Source organism: Fibrivirga algicola, from assembly GCF_011742925.1.
Lineage (GTDB): Bacteria > Bacteroidota > Bacteroidia > Cytophagales > Spirosomataceae > Fibrella > Fibrella algicola.
This window is the reverse complement of sequence record NZ_WAEL01000003.1, coordinates 262,883-283,826: the sequence shown is the minus strand read 5'-3', so window position 1 is coordinate 283,826 and position 20,944 is coordinate 262,883. Positions and strand designations below refer to the sequence as shown.

Genomic DNA, 20,944 nt, shown 5'->3' with positions numbered 1-20,944 from the left:
AGGTACGTTACCTGTCAGGCGTAGATCATTTTACGGGTCATGCCGCCATCTACGATGAAGTTCTGACCCGTGATAAAGTCGTTGGCTTCGTCGAGCAGAAACAGAACCATCCGGGCAATGTCGTCGGGGCGACCCACACGGCCAGCGGGGTGCTGCTTGTGGTCGACGGGGCGTAATTTTTCGGGGTCAGGATGGCCCTTCTTGAGGCCCGAGACATCAATCCAGCCGGGGCTAATGCAGTTGGCCCGAACATCTGGGCCAAGGCTCATGGCCAGCGAATGAGTCAGGGCGAAGATGCCGCCTTTGCTGGCCGAGTAACCAAACGTATCGGGTTCAGACTGGAAAGCCCGCGTTGAGCAAAGACTGATGATGGTACCGCGCTGCTTGCGCAGGTGAGGCACTGCGTACTTGGCGCAGAGGAACAGCCCCGACAAATTCACGCCAATCGCCTGATTCCACTCAGCAAACGATAACTCATCGATGGGTTTCTCCTGCATGATGGCTGCATTGTTAATCAACGCATCGATACGGCCAAATTGCTTCACGGTTTGATTGATGGCCTGCTGCACTGATCTTTCGTCGGCTACATCGCACTGAAGAAACTGCGCGTTGGGGTGCGATGCGCTCAATTCGTTGCTGGCTTCGGTAAGGGCTTCAGGGTCAGCTTCCCAAATTGAAACGGCATAATTGTGGTTTAGCAGGAACTCGGCAGTAGCACGGCCAATACCTTGCCCTGCTCCGGTGATAATAACGGTTTTCATAATACGTAGACAGAAGTCCTATAGGTCTCTTTCAGGTATGTTGCTGGTTAGAGCGCGGTCCATCAGGTTTTGGAGTATAACCACCTCCGGTAAAAATTGGCCCGCTTCACCCGTTCGATTACTTTTTTAATGCCACTTAAAGGATAAACTGCATCATATTCAATCAGAATTCGACCTTTGCAGTGAGTAATCGACAACGCGTGACTGGTTGCGGCAGAAAATGCGTAGACCGCTGTGTTCTACCACTCTATGTTGATTGGTTATATTCGACATCCGGGCCGGATTGTACCGGAAACAGGCAGTTCGGTGTGGTAGTGACTTACCTTGCCCACTGTATAATTTTTCGAAGCCGGGTCGTTATACGGTAGCGATAAGTACCTTCTGTTGATCATCTAAACGCGTTACTATGCCCAAAAATATACTTGGTGGCCCACTCGCCTGCTGTTGTAAAAAGCCGCTGACTGGGTATTACCGCGATGGTTATTGCCGGACAGATGACCAGGATCAGGGTAGGCACGTTGTTTGCGCCGTGATGACCGAAGCTTTCCTGGCATTTACGCTCTCACGGGGGAACGACCTGATCACCCCTCGCCCCGAGTTTCAGTTTCCAGGGCTCAAACCAGGCGACCGCTGGTGCGTTTGCGCGATCCGCTGGCGCGAAGCCCACGACGTAAATCTAGCGCCACCCGTAGTGCTAGCTGCTACGAATGAGCGGGTCTTAGACTACCTTGAGAAGGAGGTATTAGAGCATATGGAGTTTGTAGACAGACCCATCTTTGAATAATACCTTTTCCGCCACACAAAGGGATCCCTATGCGGATAAATGACGTATCTTTACTTTGTAACCTCCGTAACCAACTGACTATCTCATGGCTTCCCTGCTCGATCCGCCCCCCCCGGCGTTTCCGGTACTTTCTTCGTCAACTACTGATTATCAGACTGATCTGCTCCGTGCAATAGTTGAACATACGGCGTCAGCCAACTCATTATGGGCCCCCGTCTGGAACGATGCCGGCGTGTTGATCGACTTTCGCTACCTCTACGTTAACCCTGCTGCAGCACGCTATCTCAATCAGCCAAACAACACGCTGCCAGGGCGTCTGGTGAGCGAATTCAATCCGCAGTTTCAGGAATCAGGGCATGCAAAACTGTTTGCCGATGTGTACACGACTGGCATTCCGTTCCGGGATGAACTGATGCATCCTTCCCTGCACCGGTGGCTCGATTTGTCAGTGTCACGGGTGGGCGATGTGTTGCTGATGTCGTTCAACGATATTCACGAACGCCACGTAACAAACAGCCGTTTGCAGGAGCAGGCCGACTTACTACAGCGGGTGGTAAACCAGTCGCCATCGGGTATGATGTTGCTGGAAGCTATTCGTGATGAGCATAACGTCATCATCGATTTTAAGTATCTGCTTACCAACAACCTGAACGCACAGATGACAGGGCACACTGTTGAGCAGATGACAGGGAAGACAATCTCGGCGTTGTTTCCCGGTTACCAAACCCTTGATCTGTTCGAAACCTTGGTGCAGGTAACTCAGTCGGGTGAAATGGTGGAAAATACGTTCACCTACGATAGCTATGGCGTGAAAGAAACTTTTGAAGGCTATTATGTAAAGCAGGGTGACGGTGTGCTTTTCACGTTTGTAAACATCTCACGCCTGTCTGAACAGCAGCAGCAACTGACACAGATGAATCGCGAACTGCTGCGTTCAAATGAGAGTCTGCAACAGTTCGCCTACATTGCCAGCCACGACCTGCAAGAGCCACTGCGTAAGGTGCAGTCGTTCAGTAAAATGCTTGGCGAGCAGTACGCCGATCAGCTGGAGGGCACCGGTCTCGATATGCTTACCCGGGTGCAGTCATCGGCCCGGCGCATGTCTGAACTGATTCGAGACTTGTTGAATTATGCCCGCCTGACTACCGAAAAAGAACTTTCGGTGGCGGTCAATCTCAATACCGTACTCAGCGATGCACTGGTAGACCTCGACATTCGTATTCAGGAAACGCAGCCGACTATTCAGGTTGCCTCACTGCCTGTTGTGCATGGTCGAGCCGTACAATTGCGGCAGCTGTTTCATAATCTGCTGGGCAATGCGCTAAAATTTCAGCCGCCCGGTCAGCAGCCAATGATCGAAGTGAGCTGCCATAGTGCCGAGTCGGCTGATCTCCCGGCCGACTTGCCCCCCCGACGTACCTATTGGCGAATCGATGTGCGCGACAACGGTATTGGCTTCCATCAGCAATATACCGATCGTATTTTCGACGTCTTCCAGCGGTTACACGGCAAAAACAAATTTGCCGGAACCGGAGTCGGCCTTGCCGTCTGCCGTCGTGTTGCCGAAACGCATGGCGGAGCGATTATTGCCTCGAGCAAGCTGGGCGAAGGAGCCACATTTTCAGTTTTCCTACCCAAATAGCTCTGGTTCATACCCGAACACCTACTGTCCAGTATCGGACAGTTGTCGAACGCGTGCCTATTGATTAGCAGCTAGTTAACGATGTGGTTATTTCTTTGCGGAGCAAATAAAATCAACCGTCCGACGCTATGTTTCGCAACTACCTGCTCGTTTCTTTTCGCACTATCTGGCGTAACCGAACACAAAGTTTAATCAACGTGGTAGGGCTTGCTCTTGGCATGGCCTGCACTTTACTGATCGGGATCAACATCACCGATGAATTGAGTTTCGACCGCTTTCATGCGAAAGGTCCTGTCCTGTACAAGGCTTATAACCGGAATAAGTTCGAAGGCGCTATTCACTGCTGGACCTCTACACCCAGCCCGCTGGCTCCAGCCCTAAAAGCGGAGTTCCCGGAGATTGTGGAGTCGACCCGGATGCTTTGGAAACAGCCTTATCTCACTAACTACGGCACCACCCGCATTAACCTGGATTGCAGTTTTACTGATCCCGGTTTCCTAACAATGTTTAGCTTTCCGCTGCTGCAGGGGAATCCTAAAACGGCACTGAACGGAACGAATTCTGTGGTGCTGACCCAGTCGGCGGCCACGAAGCTATTTGGTAGTGCTGACCCGATGGGTAAGGTGCTACGTCTCGAAAATAAGGACAACTTTGTGGTTTCGGGCGTGTTGAAAGACCTACCAAGAAACACCGAGTTCGACTTCGAAATGCTGTTGCCCTGGGCCTACATGACCAAAACCGGCGACGACTACGCCTATTGGGGCAACAATTATGTCAGAACGTACGTGGAGGTAACTCCGGCTGCTACGCTGGCGGCAGTAAATGCTAAAGTGCGCGACATCACGATTCGAAATTCGAAAGGCAGCGAAGACAATGAAGTGTTCCTGTACCCATCGGACAAATGGCACTTGTATGGTCGCTTCGATAACGGCGTCGAGAATGGCGGGGCCATCGATTACGTTCGAATGGCGGGCTACATTGCGGGCTTTATTTTGCTACTGGCGTGCATCAATTTCATGAATCTGAGCACCGCCCGGTCTGAAAAAAGAGGCCGTGAGGTGGGTATTCGTAAGGTAGTCGGCGCGGGTCGCGGATCGTTGATCGGTCAGTTTTTGGGCGAATCACTGTTGCTGACAGCGCTGTCCTTCTTCCTGGCGCTGCTGCTGGCTCAACTGGCGCTGCCGGCGTTGAACAAATTCATCGATAAATCGCTAACCATTCCGTATGCCGATATTCGATTCTGGCTGGCCTGCCTCATGCTTATTTTGCTAACAGGTATGTTAGCGGGCAGTTATCCGGCCTTTTTCCTGTCGGCAATGCAGCCTATCCGGGTGTTGAAAGGACGATTGGCAACTGTTCGTGGAAAACTGGCTCCGCGTCAGGTACTAGTCGTGTTTCAATTCCTGATCACGGTGGCCCTGCTCATCTGCACCATCGTGGTAAAGCGGCAGTTGACCCATACCCAGCAGCGCGACATGGGATACAACCGCACTAACCTGGTGTTTACCCGATTCTCAGGGGATATCGGTAAGAACTACAGCCTTATTCGCAACGAGCTACTTACCCAGGGCGTTGCTACAGCGGTTTGTAAAACCAACAACCCCATCACCGAATCGTACAGCAATACATGGGGACTCGATTGGAAGGGCAAAGCACCGGGGTCTAAAATTACCTTCGATCAGATGACCAGTGCGGGTGATTTCGTAAAAACAATGGGTGTGAAACTGCTGGCTGGCCGCGACCTTGACCAGTTAACGTACCCAACTGATACGGCCGCCTGCCTGCTCAATGCTACTGCCGCTAAGATCACCGGATTCACCGATCCGGTTGGGCAGATCATACAAAATGAGGGTACTTCGTTTCGGGTGGTTGGCGTTTTCGCTGATTTTATCTGGGGATCGCCTTTCGATAAAGTACCACCCATGTTTGTGAAAGGCAGCAACTGGTGGGGGGCCATCAACTACCGGCTAAACCCAGCCATGCCGACCGAAACGGCTATGAAAAAGGCAGCGCAGATCTTTACGAAGTACAACCCGGCTTTCCCGTTTCAGGCCAGTTTCGTTGATCAGGAATACCAGCGCAAATTTGACCAGATACGGCCCATCGGTGCGTTGGCAGATGCCTTTGCTGTGCTGGCTGTCGTCATCGCCTGCCTGGGGCTATTTGGCTTAGCTACGTTTATGGCCGAGCGGCGCACGAAGGAGATTGGCATTCGGAAAGCACTTGGTGCCAGCATACCGAGCGTTGTAGCCCTCTTGTCGAAGGATTTCCTGAAACTGGTGCTGGTTGCCATTCTGCTGGCGGTGCCCCTGGCTTGGTGGGGCATGGACCGCTGGCTGAGCACCTACGCGTACCGGGTCACCCTCGACGGCTGGATTTTCATTGGTGCAGGGGTGCTGGCTATTGCCGTGGCCTTGCTCACAGTATCGTATCAAAGTGTTCGTGCTGCCCTCACTGACCCTGTTGATGCCTTACGGGGGGAGTAATTGGGTAGCTGAATTATTGGGTCATTGAGTGGTTGACAGGCTCGGAAAAGATGCCGCGCGGCGGCATTTACTCAATGACCCAACAACCAATCAAAAGTCAGTTGAGGCGTTGGTCAGGGCTAATGGCTTGATCCAAATGTTGCGGTACATTACGTTGTGGCCTTCGGCCTGTAACTTCAGGCCACCCGGCGTATCGGTGATGCCCTTCCCGCCATCATTACCACCGTCTATTCCTGACTTAGGGCCGCCCCAAACCTGGTTGATCGACTGGTTTGTATGTACCTTCTTCCCATTGAAGTACATTGTCACCTGTGCTTTTTCGGTCAGCTTGCCATTTTTAAAGCGAGCAGCCCGGAAGTTAATATCATAGGCATTCCACTTGCCAAGGCCGTTGTAGGCGCTATAAGGGGAAGCTGCCTCGTTGATAACGGCCGCCATGCCGTGGGTGGTCGAGTCGCCGTCGAGGACTTGAATTTCGTACCGGTTCTGTAGGTAAACACCGCTGTTGCCACCAGCAGTAGGAATCAAAAACTCAACGTGAATACGAGCGTCTTTGAAGGTGTCTTTCGTGACCAGATCGGCTGAACCATACTTACCACCTGCCGATACCGGATCATTACTGGTCATTACCGGTCCACCATTAACGGGGTCGGTTGCCATTGGCCACTTGATAGGCATCGTTGCCTCGCGGCCCGGCCCATCCCAATACGTCCATTTAGCGTCGCGCATCGCTTGGGTGCCGTCGAAGTACACGGTAGCACCTTTAGGCGCTTTGGTACCTACGCCTACCTGGGCTGCCAAATAAGTCGATGAGCCCAGAAACAGGGCAAGAAGGAGTGCGTTGGTGGTTTTCACAGAATCAGCAGTTTTGGGGAAATGTGTCGTGATCAAATAAGCGCCCTGCCCCCCAATTATACTAAGGGCGATTCCGGCTGGCCCATACATAGCAAAAGCCCCGGACAAGGATGCCCGGGGCTTTTGCTGAATAACTAATATACTATAGGTTAGTAATGTGATGCGGTATCAGCAGCACTGGTCGGTTGACCATCAAGGTTAAACAGGTCGTTCAAGACATCGATCAGGGTCTCTGCTTCACCGCGCTTGCAGGCGGCTTTCAACTGCAACACGGGTAATTTCAGCACCTTCTGCATGATGCCCTTAGTGATCTTGTCCATCCGCTCCGACTCGTCGGGGCTCAGGTGCTTCAGGTGGCGGGCAATTTCTTCTTTCCGAATCTGCTCCAGCGCATTCTTCAGCTTATTAATCGTCGGCGATACCATCATTTCCTTCGACCAGTCGCCGAATTCGGCGGTAGACTGTGAAATAATAGCTTCTACCTGCGGGATAGATGCCAGACGACGATTTAGGGCTTCGTCGGTACGAGCGCGAATGTGGTCGATGTTATAGACCAGTACGCCTGGAATTTGCTCGACAGCTGCATCGACGCTGCGCGGTACCGACAGATCAATGAAATACTTGTAGGTCAGTACGGTTACATCGCGTAACAGGGCTGGCGTAAACAATGGCTCGTCGCGTTGTACAGCAGAGATAATTACATCGGCCTGCTGGATCTCGGTAGCCAGCTGGTCAAAATCGGCCACACGTACCTGGAGTTCCTGAGCAAGCTCTTCTGCTTTTGACCGGGTGCGGTTGCAGATAGTAATGTTCGATACGTGACGATTGGTGAGGTTACGACATACATCGGCTCCAATTTCGCCCAGACCTACCACCAATACGTTGGGGTTGCTGCGTTCGCCCAATAACTCGTCAATCAGTTCAACAGCGGCGTAGGATACCGAAGCAGCCCCATCACGGAACGATGTTTCCTGAGCAACCCGCTTGTTGGTAAAAAATATCGTGTGCATCAGCCGGTGCAGGAATGGGCCGGCCATATCCAGATCTGCCGACCACTGATACGACTGCTTCACCTGATTTGGGATCTGCATATCGCCAATTACCTGCGAGTGTAACCCTACGCATACCTCGAACAAGTGCCGGACAGCCTGCGTATGGTCAGGAATCTGCTGAAAGTAGGGGAGGTAAGCGTCGGTATCGGTAAGGCCTTTTTCGATCAGCAACAGCCGCGCAATCGTGGCGTTGTGATCTTCAGAAGCAGTATAGTATACTTCTGTGCGGTTACAGGTCGATACAACCAGTAGCTCGGTAAGGCCTAGAATATCGCGTAAACGGAGCATTAGCCGTTTGGCCTCGTCTTCGTTGAGTGCAATTAACTCACGTACGGCCAGTGGGGCTGTTTTGTGAGAAAGACTGATTGATTTAAAAACGTCAAACATAGCGATTACGCTTAGTCAACAGCTAAACGAACTACAAAATTACAGCACAAAACAGTCTGCATGGACGATGAAATACGCATATGAGTTATTTAGAATAGATATAAATAACTTGACTGCGTTCTTTGTAAAATCCTACTTGGATGGCTATAGAAGGAACACCTCTATGTACGTTCGGGTTCTATGATTCGTTACCTTGTCAGGAATAAAAAGGAGGTTCATGCTCAAGTCGCTGGATATATATAGTCAGAATAATGTAATGAAGATTATTGTGGCCCTGAACCTGCTTTTGGTAGGAACGGGGTCTATGCTGTTCACGCAGCGAATCATTACGAAGCTCGAAGCGCGCGAGGAACAGTATATGCGGCTATATGCCAAAGCGTTGGCGTACGCTATACAAACAGCCGATAATCAGGAGGATTTGAATTTTATTGTTACCGGGATTATCGAGACAAATGAAAACAATGCTATTCCTGCTATTTATGCCGACGAACACCTGGAGCCAGCCCAGTATCGGAATGTTGAGTTTCCGGCTAACCTCACTGCCGACGAAAAACATGACTTTCTGAAAGCGCAGATTCAGGAGATGCGGAAGAACCATTCGCCCATTGTAGTAGATCTGAAAGACGGCGAAAAAGGGCTGATCTATTATAATAACTCCCTACTGTTGAAGCAACTCAACTATTTCCCCTTTGCCTTATTATTGACATTGGTGGCGTTGGGTGTACTGGCTTATCTGTCCTTTAGCTCGGCGCGGCGGGCTGAACAGAACCGGGTTTGGGTGGGCCTGGCCAAGGAAACGGCGCATCAACTGGGTACGCCCCTTTCCTCCCTATTAGCTTGGGTTGATTACATGCGTACTGATCCGGAGCACTACGAGGCCGAGGTGACCGACGAGATCGAGAAAGACGTGCAGCGGCTCGAAACTATTACGGCCCGCTTCTCCAGTATTGGCTCTATTCCAACTCTTAAAGACGAGAACCTCGATCAGGTCATTACCCAGTTCACAACGTACCTGGCCCGTCGCATTTCGACCAAAGTGAAAATGACCGTCGAGAGCCATCTGCCAACTAGTCTCATGGTGCGGATCAATCGGCTCTTGTTTGAGTGGGTTATCGAGAATATCTGTAAGAATGCTGTCGATGCTATGGGGGGCGTTGGCGAGTTGCGTATCCGATTGCTGCCGTTGCCTAATGATGAAGTAGGGATCGACATTACCGATACAGGAAAAGGCATGAGCAAGTCGAGCGCAGCGAAAGTGTTTTCACCGGGCTACAGCACCAAAAAGCGCGGTTGGGGTCTTGGACTAACGCTGGCTAAGCGAATTGTGGAAGAGTACCATAACGGCCGGCTGTTCGTGAAATCGTCGGAAGTTGGTAAGGGAACCACGTTCCGCATCGTGCTCAATCGCGAACCCGGTGCCTTGCCCGACGTACCCGTAGTGCGCAAAAAAAGGCCCTCACTACTCACGTTGCGGGGGCCGAAGAAAGTTTAGTGTTGATGTTTGTCACTTGATGTTGAGCTGCCTCGTAGAGCAATCGTACTCAAGCGGTGCAATGTCAAGCGACAAACATCAAACCAAAGAAAGTCCTATCGCCCGTTTAGCGGTACGGAGATCGTATCGGTTGTGATTACGTTGCTGACGTTCATTGCCCGGTCGCGGATACGTACCTGGAAACGGATACGGGCCATTCGGAATGGGCGCTGGTAGGGGAATACCTGGCTGAAATCGATATCTCCTTCAACGGCGCCCTTTTGCTCACCCAGTGGCGAACGTGGGAAATAGAGTTTTTGGTTATCGATTGACGGCAGTTCTTTATCGACGCCGTTCACAGACTCAAACGTCTTGATTTCGTAGTTACCCCAGGTTTCCTTACTAAATAGGCGGCGAATCCGGGAGGTGTCGCGTGTATCTTCGCCAATGTCGCCTGTGCCGTCCTGTAGCCTGATGGTCATGATGACCGAATCACGCCGGGCCTGACCTACGCCGGAACCGGCCTCAAGCGTAACTTTCACGGGTTGACCAATCAAGCGAATTTCTGGTATATCGCTGTAATTGGGCTCCGTAAAACAGGCTGTTAAGGTCGCTGCAAGAACCACCCCTACTAGTCCCCTATGAATTAGTTGTCTGCGCATGCTGTTAACGTACTGAATTTTTGCAAGCTACTGTGTTTTTATCCCAATCCGACTGGCGATCGTCGCTCCGGCAACGTATACTCAACGTAACGCCCCCCGATTTTGATGCACTGGCCCTCGAACTGTTCCAGTATCAGGCCCGCTATAATGCTGTGTATGCCGAATACCTGCATCACCTGCGCTGCTTGCCCGACAAGGTAAGGTCTCTTGACGAGGTGCCATTTCTACCGATCAGCTTCTTCAAGACGCATCGTATACTGATACCAGACGTACCCGGCCCCACCGAGTTTGCTAGTAGCGGAACCACCGGGGAAACCACCAGTCGACATCTGGTGCCCGATTTGTCACTCTACGATGCCGTTTGCCAACGCCTGTTCGAGGCTACTTACGGACCACTGAGCCAGTTCCATATTCTGGGTTTGTTACCGTCGTATCTGGAACGAAATAACTCGTCGTTGGTATATATGGTTCAGCGATTTATGACGCTATCAGGCTCCAGTCAATCTGGTTTTTTCCTAAATAATCACGCCGAATTGACTAACCGTCTTCGCCAGTTGACGCAGGAAGCACGACACAATAGCCAACGCTCTGAGGGCAGCGGTGAGCTTGCCAGGAAAGTGCTGCTGATTGGGGTTACCTTCGGCTTACTCGACTGGGTCGATGAGGCTGCTGAATCGCTGACGTGGGTGGGTGCGCATCCCGACTTGGTGGTAATGGAAACTGGCGGCATGAAGGGGCGGCGGCGTGAGATGCTCCGCGAGGAAGTACATGAAGAGTTGAAGGGAAAGCTGGGCGTATCGGCCATCCATTCCGAGTACGGCATGACCGAATTGTTATCGCAGGCATATTCAACGGGGGCAGGTATCTTTCAGCCGGGAGCGACTATACAGGTACGTCTCCGCGATCTGAACGACCCGTTCCATCACTATTTGCCGGGAACAACATCGGGTAAGCAAACGGGTGGAGTAAACGTTATCGATCTGGCAAATCTGGATTCGTGCGCGTTTATCGAAACTCAGGATCTGGGGCAGTACGAGGGGCCATCTGGTACGTTCAGGATCATGGGTCGCTTCGATAATGCTGATATACGCGGGTGTAATTTACTGGTGGCTCTGTAGTCAGAAAAGCTGTTTTCGCCGCCGATTTGTAATTCTATTTAAAATATATAGAGTTTATGGTCTTTATCTTCCAATCGACAAACACTTAACTGGTGGGGCGGTTAAGTCTGTGTATTTAGACAACAAATAACAACGTATATGAAACGTACATTGATCGTAAGCGCAGGCTTGATAGCTACGCTGTTCACCGCAGACTTGGCGGTGGCTCAAACCAGCCGTATGGACAGTGATTTAGTTGGGCGAACCAGCAAAATTGAGTTCGACCGCATGAATAAAGAAGGAGCATCAACCGTAGCAGCGATCACCCCGAACAGCACGAAATTGTCGAAAGCTGACGAGGACCTGATGATGCAGGTGGCTATGGGCGGCATGATGCAACTGGAAACAAGTAAAGTGGCTGTTCAAAAATCAACTAATCCTGAGATTCGCGAGATTGCGCAGGCTGAGATAGACGAGCAAACGGGTTTGTCAGCTAAGCTACAGGAGATCGCTACAGCGAAAGGCGTTACATTACCCAGCACCCCCGATGCTAAAACGCAAGAAATGGTAACCAAGATGCAGGGTATGTCGGGCGTAGCGCTGGATCGGCATTATGTGCAGGAACATGCCGTGAAAGGCCACGAAACGCTCGATAAAGTAATGTCGAAGGTAGAGAGCCGGGGACAGGACGCCAACCTGATGGCTGTAGCTAAAGCAGCTCATCCGCTGGTAAAAACGCACTTGAAAGTGGCCCGTGAACTAAGCACAAAAATGCGCAGTAACAGTGCCATGAACAGTGGTAAGTAAGGAATAACATAGTTAAAGAAAAGGCTTACCTAAACAGGTTGGCCTTTTTTATGTTCCCTTAACCAGCCTGATTCACCTCAGCACTACATGCTTTGTACTTCGTTACGTTCGCCGTTAAAATAACGAAACCTATAAATAAGCGCATTGATGTTGTTTCCTTGTGCGTAATGACCTTACTTCGATTTGTTAAAGCACCTAACGAATTTATGCTATCTAATTGGCATAGTAGTAAACATCTATTTATCGACTACGTTTTTTTATATACTTTATGGCCAAACTCATCATCATTGATGACGAAAAAAGCATCCGGGCAGCCCTGCGCGATATTTTAGAATATGAGGGCTACGAGGTCGACGAGGCCAAAGACGGCGAAGAAGGCCTTGATATGGTGCTGAAATCGCGGTACGATGTTGCTTTATGCGACATTAAAATGCCTAAAATGGATGGATTGGAGATGCTCCTAAAAGCCAACGAGGCCGAACGGGGTACGCAGTTCATCATGATTTCGGCTTTTGGCAACGTTGAAAACGCGGTAGAGGCTACCAAACGGGGTGCCTTCGACTTCATCATGAAACCACCCGATCTGAATCGGTTGCTGGTTACTGTTCGTAATGCCATCGAAAAGTCGAAGCTGGTAGCAGAGACCAAAACACTCAAGAAGCGGATTTACAAAATCAACGAGATCGTTGGTGAATCAAGTCCGATTCGGAAAGTGAAGGAGACCATCAACCGGGTAGCTGCTACAGAGGCGCGGGTATTGGTTACGGGTCCTAACGGCTCTGGTAAAGAGATGGTCGCTAAAGGCATTCATGAGAAAGGCAACCGGGCTGGCATGCCGCTCGTCGAAGTAAACTGCGCTGCCATTCCTGGGGAACTCATCGAGAGTGAGCTGTTCGGTCATGAGCGGGGTGCGTTTACCGGTGCGGCCTCAAAACGAATCGGTAAATTCGAACAGGCCGATGGCGGTACGTTGTTCCTCGACGAAATCGGTGATATGAGTCTATCGGCGCAGGCCAAAGTGCTGCGTGCCCTGCAAGAAAGCAAAATCACCCGCGTTGGGGGTGATAAGGAAATCAAAGTGAACGTGCGGGTTATTGCAGCAACGAACAAAGACCTTCGTAAGGAGATTGCCGATGGTAATTTTCGCGAGGACTTATTTCACCGCCTCAGCGTCATCGTTATTCACGTACCTGCCCTGGCCGACCGTAAGGAAGATATTCCGCTGCTGGCCGATAAATTTTTGCAGGACATTAGCGTCGATTATAACTCGCCAATAAAAGATATTGACCCGGCAGCCATGGCGTACCTGCAATCAATGCCCTGGACGGGTAACGTTCGGGAGTTGCGCAACGTCATTGAGCGGCTCGTCATCATGTGTGGTGAGGCAATCACACTCGAAGATGTAAAAATGTACGCCTGATTACAATTAGTAGACATAGTGGGTCGTCAGTCTGGAAGATCGGTTCATTGTTGCTCACGCTCAGTAATGTGCTTGCGTAAGTAACAATGAACCGCCTTTTTAGAGTGACGATTTTTTAATTTGTAGCTTATGAAAGCTGTACTCTGCCGTGAGTTTGGGCCCCCTGATACGCTGGTTGTCGATGACATTGCCTGGCCTGTGGCTACGCCCGGTACTGTTGTGATCGAAGTAAAAGCCTGCGGAGTGAACTTCCCGGACACACTCATTATTGAAGGCAAATACCAGTTCAAGCCCGATTTCCCGTTTTCGCCGGGTGGTGAAGTAGCGGGTGTCGTACGCGAAGTAGGTGAGGGGGTCGCGCATGTTAAACCCGGCGACAATGTATTTGCACTGACGGGCTGGGGCGGTTTTGCCGAAGGTGTACTGGCCAACGCCTACAAGACTTTTCCGATGCCCAATGGGATGGATTATACCACGGCGGCTTCGCTCATGTACACGTATGGCACGTCGTACCATGCGCTCAAGCAGCGTGCGCAGGTACGTGCCGGCGAAACGATCCTGGTGCTTGGGGCCGCGGGCGGTGTTGGTCTGGCAGCCGTAACCTTAGGTAAGCTATTAGGCGCCCGGGTGATTGCCGCTGCCTCCACTGACGAGAAACTGGCACTCTGTCGCCAGTATGGAGCCGATGAAACTATCAATTATACTACTCAGCCACTACGCGACCGCCTGACTGAGTTAGTTGGCAAGAAAGGCGCCGATGTGATTTACGATCCCGTTGGCGGCGATTTAGCTGAGCCTGCGCTCCGGTCGATGGCCTGGGGCGGGCGGTATCTGGTTGTTGGGTTTGCTGCTGGTTCTATTCCTTCGCTTCCACTCAACCTGCCGCTGTTGAAAGGATGCTCGGTAGTAGGCGTATTCTGGGGCGCCTTTGCTGAGCGCCAACCAGAAGAGAACAGGCAAAATGTGCAGGAACTGCTTCAGTTCTGGCAACAGGGGCAACTTATCCCCCACATTTACGCCACGTACCCACTCGAACAAGCTGCTGATGCCCTCAACGATATGCTTTTTCGGCGGGTCATGGGTAAGGTGTTAATGGTCGTCTAAATCAATACTACCGGGAAAGCAAGCGCTTACTGCTCTAGCAGGAATGCTTTGATGAACCCATCGATATCGCCATCCAGCACGGCCTCGGTATTTGAGGTTTGGTAGCCCGTGCGGTGATCTTTCACCCGCCGATCGTCAAGGACATACGAGCGTATCTGCGAACCCCACTCAATTTTTTGCTTACTAGCCTCAATTTCGGCTCGGGCGGCATTTCGCTTTTCTACTTCGATCTGGTATAATTTCGATTTTAACAGGCGGATTGCTACCTCTTTATTCATCAACTGGCTACGTTCCTGCTGACATTCAATAATCAAGCCTGACGGTTTATGCCGAAGGCGAACAGCCGTTTCCACTTTGTTCACGTTCTGTCCACCAGCGCCACCCGACCTGAATGTATCCCAGGTGATGTCGGCAGGGTTAACCTCAATCTCAATCGTATCATCGACGAGCGGGTAGGCATACACAGAAGCAAAGGACGTGTGGCGGCGGGCGTTGGAGTCAAATGGTGAGATTCGCACCAACCGGTGTACGCCATTCTCTGATTTCAGGTAACCATACGCCAGCGGTCCGTCAATCTCGATCGTAGCTGACTTGATTCCAGCCGTGTCGCCATCCTGATAGTCGACCTGTTTGACGCCGTAGCCGTGTTTTTCGGCCCAGCGCATATACATTCGGTACAGCATATCGGCCCAGTCCTGACTTTCGGTACCACCTGCTCCGGAGTTAATTTCCAGCACAGCCGAGAGCTGGTCTTCTTCATTGCTGAGCATCTTTTTCAACTCCAGCTCATCAAGCGTAATCTGAAGCTTGTGGCTCTCGGCGTCTACTTCTTCTTCAGACACATCCCCCGCTTCGAAAAATTCATACAGGGTTTCGAGGTCGCCAAACTCCGTAAGCAGCTTTTCATAGCTGGTGATCCAGCCTTTCAAACCACGTACCTGCTTCATCACGCCCTCAGCGCGGGCAGCATCGGTCCAGAACTCGGGCTGGAAGGTTTGCTGCTCTAACTCGGCAAGCTGCTGTTTTTTGTTGTCGTAATCTAAATAACCCCGTAGCGCCTCGACCCGGCCCCGGAGTTCCTGTACTTGTTCAGTAGTCATATAAGCAAATAAACCGCGTAAAGATACAACAAAGCAGTGGGCGGGTTTGGTTTTGGTGCAGGGTCATCAGCCGTCAACTTTTCAACCTACCTTTGCGTTTTGAAATCGACGTTTAGTTTAACGTCAGACATCAACTTCGAACAAGTTTTATAATGGCTTCACAGTACGATGTAATCGTGGTAGGAAGCGGACCCGGCGGCTATGTAGCAGCCATCCGGGCTTCGCAATTGGGCTTGAAAACAGCCGTTGTTGAACGCGAAAGCCTGGGCGGGATCTGCCTCAACTGGGGATGTATACCCACCAAAGCTCTGCTGAAGAGTGCGCAGGTTTTTGAATACATCAAGCACTCAAAAGATTATGGCATCACCGTTGGCGAATCGTCGGCTGATTTCAACGCCGTAATCAAACGTAGCCGGGGTGTGGCCGACAGCATGAGCAAGGGTGTTGCTTTTCTGATGAAGAAGAACAAGATCGACATCATCAGCGGCAACGGTAAAGTAAAACCCGGCAAGAAAGTAGAGGTGACTGCCCAGGACGGTAAGGTCACAGAGTACGAAGCCAAAAGCGTTATCATCGCTACGGGCGGTCGCGCCCGTCAATTGCCGGCTGTGCCGCTCGACGGCGAGAAGGTAATCGAATACCGCAAAGCCATGACGCTGGAAAAGCGCCCCGATTCGATGCTCGTAATTGGCTCGGGGGCTATCGGCGTAGAGTTTGCGTATGTATACGCCAGCATGGGCACGAAAGTGACCATCATCGAGTTCCTGCCGAACATTGTGCCCGTTGAAGACGAGGATATTTCGAAGGAACTGTTGCGCCAGTATAAGAAGCTGGGTGTTGATATTTACACCAGTTCGGAAGTAACCAAGGTAGACACCAGCGGAAAAGGCTGCAAAGTGTCGGTGAAAACACCCGAGGGAGAGAAAGTATTTGAGGCCGACGTTGTGTTGTCGGCGGCGGGTGTAGTGGCTAATATCGAGAATATCGGTCTGGAAGAAACCGGTATTAAAACTGATCGTGGTAAGATTGTCACTGACGATTATTACAAGACAAACGTTGACGGCTTTTACGCGATCGGCGACGTAACGAAGGGTCAGTCGCTGGCGCACGTAGCATCGGCCGAAGCAATTATCTGCGTCGAGAAGATTGCTGGTCTGCCTCACGTTGAGCCGCTGAATTATAACAACATCCCTGGCTGCACATACTGTACGCCCGAAATTGCCTCGGTTGGCTATACTGAAAAAGCGGCCCGGGAAGCAGGCTACGAACTGAAAGTGGGTAAATTTCCCTTCTCCGCTTCAGGCAAAGCAAAGGCATCGGGTACGCCGGAAGGCTTCGTTAAAGTGATTTTCGATGCCAAATACGGTGAGTTTCTCGGAGCGCACTTCATTGGCAACAATGTAACCGAAATGATTGCGGAAGTAGTGGCGGCTCGTCGCCTGGAAACAACGGGGCACGAGATTCTGAAAGCAGTACACCCACACCCAACCATGTCGGAGGCGATAAAAGATGCTACTGAAGCTGCTTATGGGGAAGCGATTCACTTGTAAGGATTCTTTTTTTTTGATCGTTGTAGGAGGCCCCGGTTATTAATCGGGGCTTTTTGCTGTCTTTAAGGTAAGTTGAGTAAAATGACGCGTAATTGGCATATCGTTTGTCAACTCTATTAAAATGAGTATGTAACTTTGATTTTCGCTGGATTTATGACATATGACATAGATTGCATAAATTGAAGATTATCTTGGTCATTATCCTCGATATAGTAACACATCCGTCAGGGTTACGTATCGTTCTAGCCTCCGTCGTAACATGAAGCATACGTACTTACTTCGAGCAATCCTGCTCGTTCTGGTCAATTTTGCGATGAGCAGAAACGGCATTTTTGCCCAGATGGTGCCCCGCTCAATTACGTTTGATGGGTATAGAGCAGGTTTTGATATAGGCTCCCAAGGGGTTAAGCTATCTGTAATAGGCTTCTATCACCAGGATGGAAAGCTAAAATACCGACTGGTCTACGATCGACAGGAGACGGTAGGACTCATCAAGGGGATGGAGTTGAACAATGGTAAGCTTCGCGCAGCCGACATTCAGGAGGCTGTAGCCACTGTACAGGAGATGATGCGGGATGCCAGTGAGGTATTCGGATTGTCTAATCGCGACTTTATCATATACACATCGTCTGGCATCAACATGGCGTCGAACGTGGCCGATGTGAATGCACAGACGCAACGAACGCTTGGCATGACTACCGTGGTAGATATGCCTACTAAAGTTGAGGCCACGTACAGTGTTCGGGCAGGACTGGCCCGTGAAGACTTCGATCGGGCCATTCTGGTCGACGTTGGTGGTGGCAATCTGAAAGGAGGCATTCTGCAGCCATACATTAATGCCGCTGGCTTAACCAGGTACACCTTTAAATCATACACCATCGAGTTGGGGGCACGTCGTCTGGCTGAACGAATTTTGTTGCGTAATCCGAGTACGGCTGATTATCCCAATCGACTCAAAATGATGGTCGAGGATTCGATTGCTCCCTTGATTCGCATGTCGCTTAATGATAACCCAGGGATCAAGGACATTGGCCGATCAATGGTCTATCTGACCGGTGGTGCAGCATACCAGTTTATTACCTGGCGTTTCCCGGAAAAGGTGCAAGAGGAAATCGTTGAGTTTACGCTCGATGATCTTGGTCAGTTTGTGGAAATGCTTTATTCACCTACTGGCTGGATCGACTGGCAAAGTCGTACGTTCGCCATGATCGAAGACCCAAAGCTCCGTGAACTGGTTGAACGTGACCATGCTAAAGCAACCCGGCGGGTATATAACCGGGAGGGGTGTCTGGCAGGTACGTTGCTGGCTCAGCAAATCTTTCGCGAGATTGGTAACCTGAACACGAAAACCTTCTACTTTACCCGCGATGCCTACTGGATCAACGCCCTGGTATTTGATACTTATAAGGGCGAGTTCAAGAGATAGATAGGTTTCCTACCTCACAACTCAATACCAATCGCCTTCATTAACTGGCTGGCGTTGAAGCTTTGGCAAATACCGGGGCGAAGCCGATAATCGAACGTTACTTTCCCCTCGTGTATATCAGACTGAAAGTGGTAGTTGGCCACAAAATCAACTGATTCGCCCAATTGGCCTAACTCCAGGTCGTGAGTTGACACAAACCCCGATGCCTTCGTACGGTGCAACTGTCGAATCAACGCTTCAGCACCTTTGTGCCGATCAGCCGAGTTGGTGCCTTTCAAAATCTCATCTAGAAAATATAGAATCGGCAGCCCAGAAGATGGCTGTTCGGTGGTGGCATTTGCGGTTGGTTCTGCCTGGGTCAGCTGAATCAGGGTACGCAGCCGTTTTAGTTCTGCATAGAATGAAGATGTATTCTCTTCGAGTGAGTCTTGCGTCCGCATACTGGTGTAGACCTGAACGGGCGAACAAACAAAGCGTTGGGCGGCAACAACCGCACCTGCCTGTGCCAGCACTACGTTGAGGCCAATAGTGCGCAAAAATGTACTTTTTCCCGACATGTTGGAGCCCGTAATCAGCGTAGTTTTCCCCAAACCATCGAATGCCAATGAGTTAGCTACGGCCCGCCCCGGCGGGATAAGCGGATGCGCTACGTGCTGTGCATCAACGTGTACAGCGTCGTCTTCAAATAACTCGGGCTGTACGTAGTCAGGATGAGCACAGGCAAAACCGGCCAGGCTGTTCAGCGCTTCAGCTTCGGCCAGGGCCGAAAACCAGTCAGCTAATAAAGGCCCGTATTGCGCCCGCCAGCGATTCAGGGCCACCAGATACTGGACGTCCCACAGGGTAGGCAGGCCAATGAAGAGGTAGAAATAAGGGTTACGACGGAAGTTGAAATTTTCTACCAGTCGGGCTAACTGCCTTACCGCCGCTGAAGCTGTTAACTGCCCTGATTTAAGCTGTTTGCGTAAATCAGCGAGCTGAATAGAATCGCCGGGGCTACTCTCCACAAATCGGAACAGATCAGCAAAGTCGGCAAGCGACTGGGCGATGTCGTGGGTCTGTTCGCTAATTAGCTTAGTTGTGTGCCTGAATGGGCTTAGCACTGCTCCGTGAGCGGCGATAGCCGCCAGTACAGTCAATCCGGGAACGTACCCCATTACCCAGCTTACAAACAAACCGAGGGTAAGCACCGGTAAAAGAAACCGGGCCACGTTGAGCCACGCCGGTAGGAGCGTTGTCCCCATTGCCCAGGTACGTAGCCCTGAAGTAGGTAGGCCAATCGATTCGTTAAGCATGGCTGTGGCCTCAAAGTCCTGCCGCCAGTTAATATGTGGCGTAAGGGCCTTCACCGCCTCTTGCCTTAGAAAGATAACATGAGGTTGCGCAGGTGTCAGTAGGTAGTGCGCTAACCGGGCAGCGCCATCGTGGGTGTGAGTCCGGTTTAAAAGGCGGAACAGAGAATGCTTACCGAATACATCCAGATCATGGGCATAGGCGTGATCGACAGGTGCAAAGGCTGCGCCTGTTTCCGGGCGGGTAAACTTCCGGTCAAGCCGTTGTTGTTCGTCATCGTTTAGCGTAACCAAATGCCGGTTCAAATCACGGTGACGACGAACGGCCCGGTGCCAGGTCATCATCCGGGCGAAAACGACCAATCCAATCAGGCTGGCAATAAGCGCCCAGGTGGACTGATGGCCAATGAGTAGCAGCCACACAGCCACAGCTGAACAAACAAACCAGGCTAAACGCCAGATCGCTAATTGATTATACCGTTGCTGTTCAGCGTCGGCCTGTTGTTGAAAACCGCGCTGGCGGTCTGTGAAAGCGGTCATTTGGTGGGATATACAGGGCTACACACAGTCGGGGCACGTACCCTGAATGAGCAGATTTGTCTCCTGCCTACTGTAGCCACTAGGCAGGGCAATAGCCGGGATCTGAACTGAATCTAAACAGGTGGTTTGTCCACACTGCCGGCATTTAAAGTGAACGTGGTCGTGGTGATGATCATCTTTGCCGCAGGTTGTTCGGCAAAGCGCGTACTTCGGGTCTCCTGCGTCATCGAGTACCTTGTGCACAATGCCCTTGTCGAGAAATGTACGGAGGGTACGGTAGATCGTTACCCGGTCGTAGTCGGGACCAAGGCGAGACTCAATGTCGCCATGAGCCAGTGCATGGTCGGTTTGCAGAAACAAATCGAGCATCTCCAGCCGGTTGCTGGTATGCCGCAGATCATGGTCTTTTAACGTCTGTGCTGGAGTCATGGCAACTAGTTTAATAAAGAACGATGGATGCTTTTCAACCTACACGTCGGCGTTCAAATGAGGTGCGTTTATCGTAAGG

Annotated in this window: 17 protein-coding genes; 10 read left to right on the top strand and 7 right to left on the bottom strand. The window is 51.1% G+C overall.

Going from position 1 to position 20,944, the window contains the following annotated elements; genetic code table 11:
- Positions 1-14: 14 nt before the first annotated feature.
- Positions 15-761 (bottom strand): SDR family oxidoreductase, encoded by a 747-nt coding sequence (locus F7231_RS09710; RefSeq protein WP_085410867.1) that lies wholly within the window; start codon positions 759-761, stop codon positions 15-17.
- Between the two features lie 406 nt (positions 762-1,167).
- Between F7231_RS09710 and F7231_RS09705 the strand changes: the two genes are divergently transcribed.
- The 3 genes from F7231_RS09705 to F7231_RS09695 all read left to right on the top strand — a co-directional run bounded on the left by F7231_RS09705 (position 1,168) and on the right by F7231_RS09695 (position 5,673).
- Entirely contained in the window at positions 1,168-1,545 is a 378-nt protein-coding gene (locus F7231_RS09705; RefSeq protein ID WP_166691749.1) for a DUF2237 family protein, read from the top strand.
- Between the two features lie 85 nt (positions 1,546-1,630).
- Positions 1,631-3,187, top strand: coding sequence for a sensor histidine kinase (locus F7231_RS09700; protein ID WP_166691748.1), 1,557 nt, complete (start codon positions 1,631-1,633; stop codon positions 3,185-3,187).
- Between the two features lie 128 nt (positions 3,188-3,315).
- Positions 3,316-5,673, top strand: a complete 2,358-nt coding sequence (locus tag F7231_RS09695) for an ABC transporter permease (RefSeq protein ID WP_085410864.1) — start codon at positions 3,316-3,318, stop codon at positions 5,671-5,673.
- Positions 5,674-5,763: 90 nt separating this feature from the next.
- On the opposite strand, the gene F7231_RS09690 is transcribed toward F7231_RS09695, so the two are convergent.
- Both F7231_RS09690 and hemA read right to left on the bottom strand, forming a co-directional pair.
- Complete coding sequence (locus F7231_RS09690; protein ID WP_310589300.1) at positions 5,764-6,528, bottom strand: 3-keto-disaccharide hydrolase; 765 nt, start codon at positions 6,526-6,528, stop codon at positions 5,764-5,766.
- Positions 6,529-6,677: 149 nt separating this feature from the next.
- Positions 6,678-7,967: a glutamyl-tRNA reductase gene (hemA, locus tag F7231_RS09685; protein ID WP_166691747.1), complete on the bottom strand. Its 1,290-nt coding sequence runs from the start codon at positions 7,965-7,967 to the stop codon at positions 6,678-6,680.
- 217 nt (positions 7,968-8,184) lie between these two features.
- On the opposite strand from hemA, the gene F7231_RS09680 reads away from it, so the two are divergent.
- Positions 8,185-9,459 carry a sensor histidine kinase gene (locus tag F7231_RS09680; RefSeq protein WP_085410861.1) on the top strand — a complete coding sequence of 425 codons (1,275 nt, stop codon included), beginning with the start codon at positions 8,185-8,187 and terminating at the stop codon, positions 9,457-9,459.
- 95 nt (positions 9,460-9,554) lie between these two features.
- Here F7231_RS09680 and F7231_RS09675 read toward each other — a convergent pair whose 3' ends face one another.
- On the bottom strand, positions 9,555-9,980 hold the full coding sequence (locus F7231_RS09675) for a hypothetical protein (protein ID WP_157510528.1): 426 nt from the start codon (positions 9,978-9,980) through the stop codon (positions 9,555-9,557).
- A 152-nt stretch (positions 9,981-10,132) separates the two neighbouring features.
- Between F7231_RS09675 and F7231_RS09670 the strand changes: the two genes are divergently transcribed.
- From F7231_RS09670 to F7231_RS09655, 4 genes are all read left to right on the top strand, one after another.
- Complete coding sequence (locus tag F7231_RS09670) at positions 10,133-11,218, top strand: acyl transferase (protein ID WP_166691746.1); 1,086 nt, start codon at positions 10,133-10,135, stop codon at positions 11,216-11,218.
- A gap of 138 nt (positions 11,219-11,356) precedes the next feature.
- Positions 11,357-12,004, top strand: a complete 648-nt coding sequence (locus F7231_RS09665) for a DUF4142 domain-containing protein (RefSeq protein ID WP_085410859.1) — start codon at positions 11,357-11,359, stop codon at positions 12,002-12,004.
- A gap of 268 nt (positions 12,005-12,272) precedes the next feature.
- Positions 12,273-13,424 carry a sigma-54-dependent transcriptional regulator gene (locus tag F7231_RS09660; RefSeq protein WP_085410858.1) on the top strand — a complete coding sequence of 384 codons (1,152 nt, stop codon included), beginning with the start codon at positions 12,273-12,275 and terminating at the stop codon, positions 13,422-13,424.
- A 129-nt stretch (positions 13,425-13,553) separates the two neighbouring features.
- On the top strand, positions 13,554-14,528 hold the full coding sequence (locus tag F7231_RS09655) for an NADPH:quinone oxidoreductase family protein (protein ID WP_166691745.1): 975 nt from the start codon (positions 13,554-13,556) through the stop codon (positions 14,526-14,528).
- Positions 14,529-14,554: 26 nt separating this feature from the next.
- On the opposite strand, the gene prfB is transcribed toward F7231_RS09655, so the two are convergent.
- A complete protein-coding gene (prfB, locus tag F7231_RS09650; RefSeq protein WP_166691744.1) occupies positions 14,555-15,628 on the bottom strand; it encodes a peptide chain release factor 2 in 1,074 nt (357 codons plus the stop codon).
- 152 nt (positions 15,629-15,780) lie between these two features.
- On the opposite strand from prfB, the gene lpdA reads away from it, so the two are divergent.
- Together lpdA and F7231_RS09640 are read left to right on the top strand one after the other, a co-directional pair.
- A complete protein-coding gene (gene lpdA / locus F7231_RS09645; protein WP_085410855.1) occupies positions 15,781-17,178 on the top strand; it encodes a dihydrolipoyl dehydrogenase in 1,398 nt (465 codons plus the stop codon).
- Positions 17,179-17,437: 259 nt separating this feature from the next.
- Complete coding sequence (locus F7231_RS09640; RefSeq protein WP_085410854.1) at positions 17,438-18,604, top strand: hypothetical protein; 1,167 nt, start codon at positions 17,438-17,440, stop codon at positions 18,602-18,604.
- Positions 18,605-18,618: 14 nt separating this feature from the next.
- Here the strand turns inward: F7231_RS09640 and F7231_RS09635 are convergent, their stop codons facing one another.
- The gene (locus tag F7231_RS09635; RefSeq protein WP_166691743.1) at positions 18,619-20,436 is read right to left on the bottom strand and encodes a MutS-related protein; all 1,818 of its coding nucleotides are present in this window, start codon (positions 20,434-20,436) and stop codon (positions 18,619-18,621) included.
- 18 nt (positions 20,437-20,454) lie between these two features.
- Complete coding sequence (locus tag F7231_RS09630; RefSeq protein WP_085410852.1) at positions 20,455-20,865, bottom strand: Fur family transcriptional regulator; 411 nt, start codon at positions 20,863-20,865, stop codon at positions 20,455-20,457.
- Positions 20,866-20,944: the final 79 nt, after the last annotated feature.

What these genes read in the sequence shown, in the direction of transcription:
- F7231_RS09710 (WP_085410867.1), bottom strand. Translation starts at nt 761, where the DNA reads ATGAAAACCGTTATTATCACCGGAGCAGGGCAAGGTATTGGCCGTGCT.
- F7231_RS09705 (WP_166691749.1), top strand. Translation starts at nt 1,168, where the DNA reads ATGCCCAAAAATATACTTGGTGGCCCACTCGCCTGCTGTTGTAAAAAG.
- F7231_RS09700 (WP_166691748.1), top strand. Translation starts at nt 1,631, where the DNA reads ATGGCTTCCCTGCTCGATCCGCCCCCCCCGGCGTTTCCGGTACTTTCT.
- F7231_RS09695 (WP_085410864.1), top strand. Translation starts at nt 3,316, where the DNA reads ATGTTTCGCAACTACCTGCTCGTTTCTTTTCGCACTATCTGGCGTAAC.
- hemA (WP_166691747.1), bottom strand. Translation starts at nt 7,967, where the DNA reads ATGTTTGACGTTTTTAAATCAATCAGTCTTTCTCACAAAACAGCCCCA.
- F7231_RS09680 (WP_085410861.1), top strand. Translation starts at nt 8,185, where the DNA reads ATGCTCAAGTCGCTGGATATATATAGTCAGAATAATGTAATGAAGATT.
- F7231_RS09665 (WP_085410859.1), top strand. Translation starts at nt 11,357, where the DNA reads ATGAAACGTACATTGATCGTAAGCGCAGGCTTGATAGCTACGCTGTTC.
- F7231_RS09660 (WP_085410858.1), top strand. Translation starts at nt 12,273, where the DNA reads ATGGCCAAACTCATCATCATTGATGACGAAAAAAGCATCCGGGCAGCC.
- F7231_RS09655 (WP_166691745.1), top strand. Translation starts at nt 13,554, where the DNA reads ATGAAAGCTGTACTCTGCCGTGAGTTTGGGCCCCCTGATACGCTGGTT.
- prfB (WP_166691744.1), bottom strand. Translation starts at nt 15,628, where the DNA reads ATGACTACTGAACAAGTACAGGAACTCCGGGGCCGGGTCGAGGCGCTA.
- lpdA (WP_085410855.1), top strand. Translation starts at nt 15,781, where the DNA reads ATGGCTTCACAGTACGATGTAATCGTGGTAGGAAGCGGACCCGGCGGC.
- F7231_RS09640 (WP_085410854.1), top strand. Translation starts at nt 17,438, where the DNA reads ATGAAGCATACGTACTTACTTCGAGCAATCCTGCTCGTTCTGGTCAAT.
- F7231_RS09635 (WP_166691743.1), bottom strand. Translation starts at nt 20,436, where the DNA reads ATGACCGCTTTCACAGACCGCCAGCGCGGTTTTCAACAACAGGCCGAC.
- F7231_RS09630 (WP_085410852.1), bottom strand. Translation starts at nt 20,865, where the DNA reads ATGACTCCAGCACAGACGTTAAAAGACCATGATCTGCGGCATACCAGC.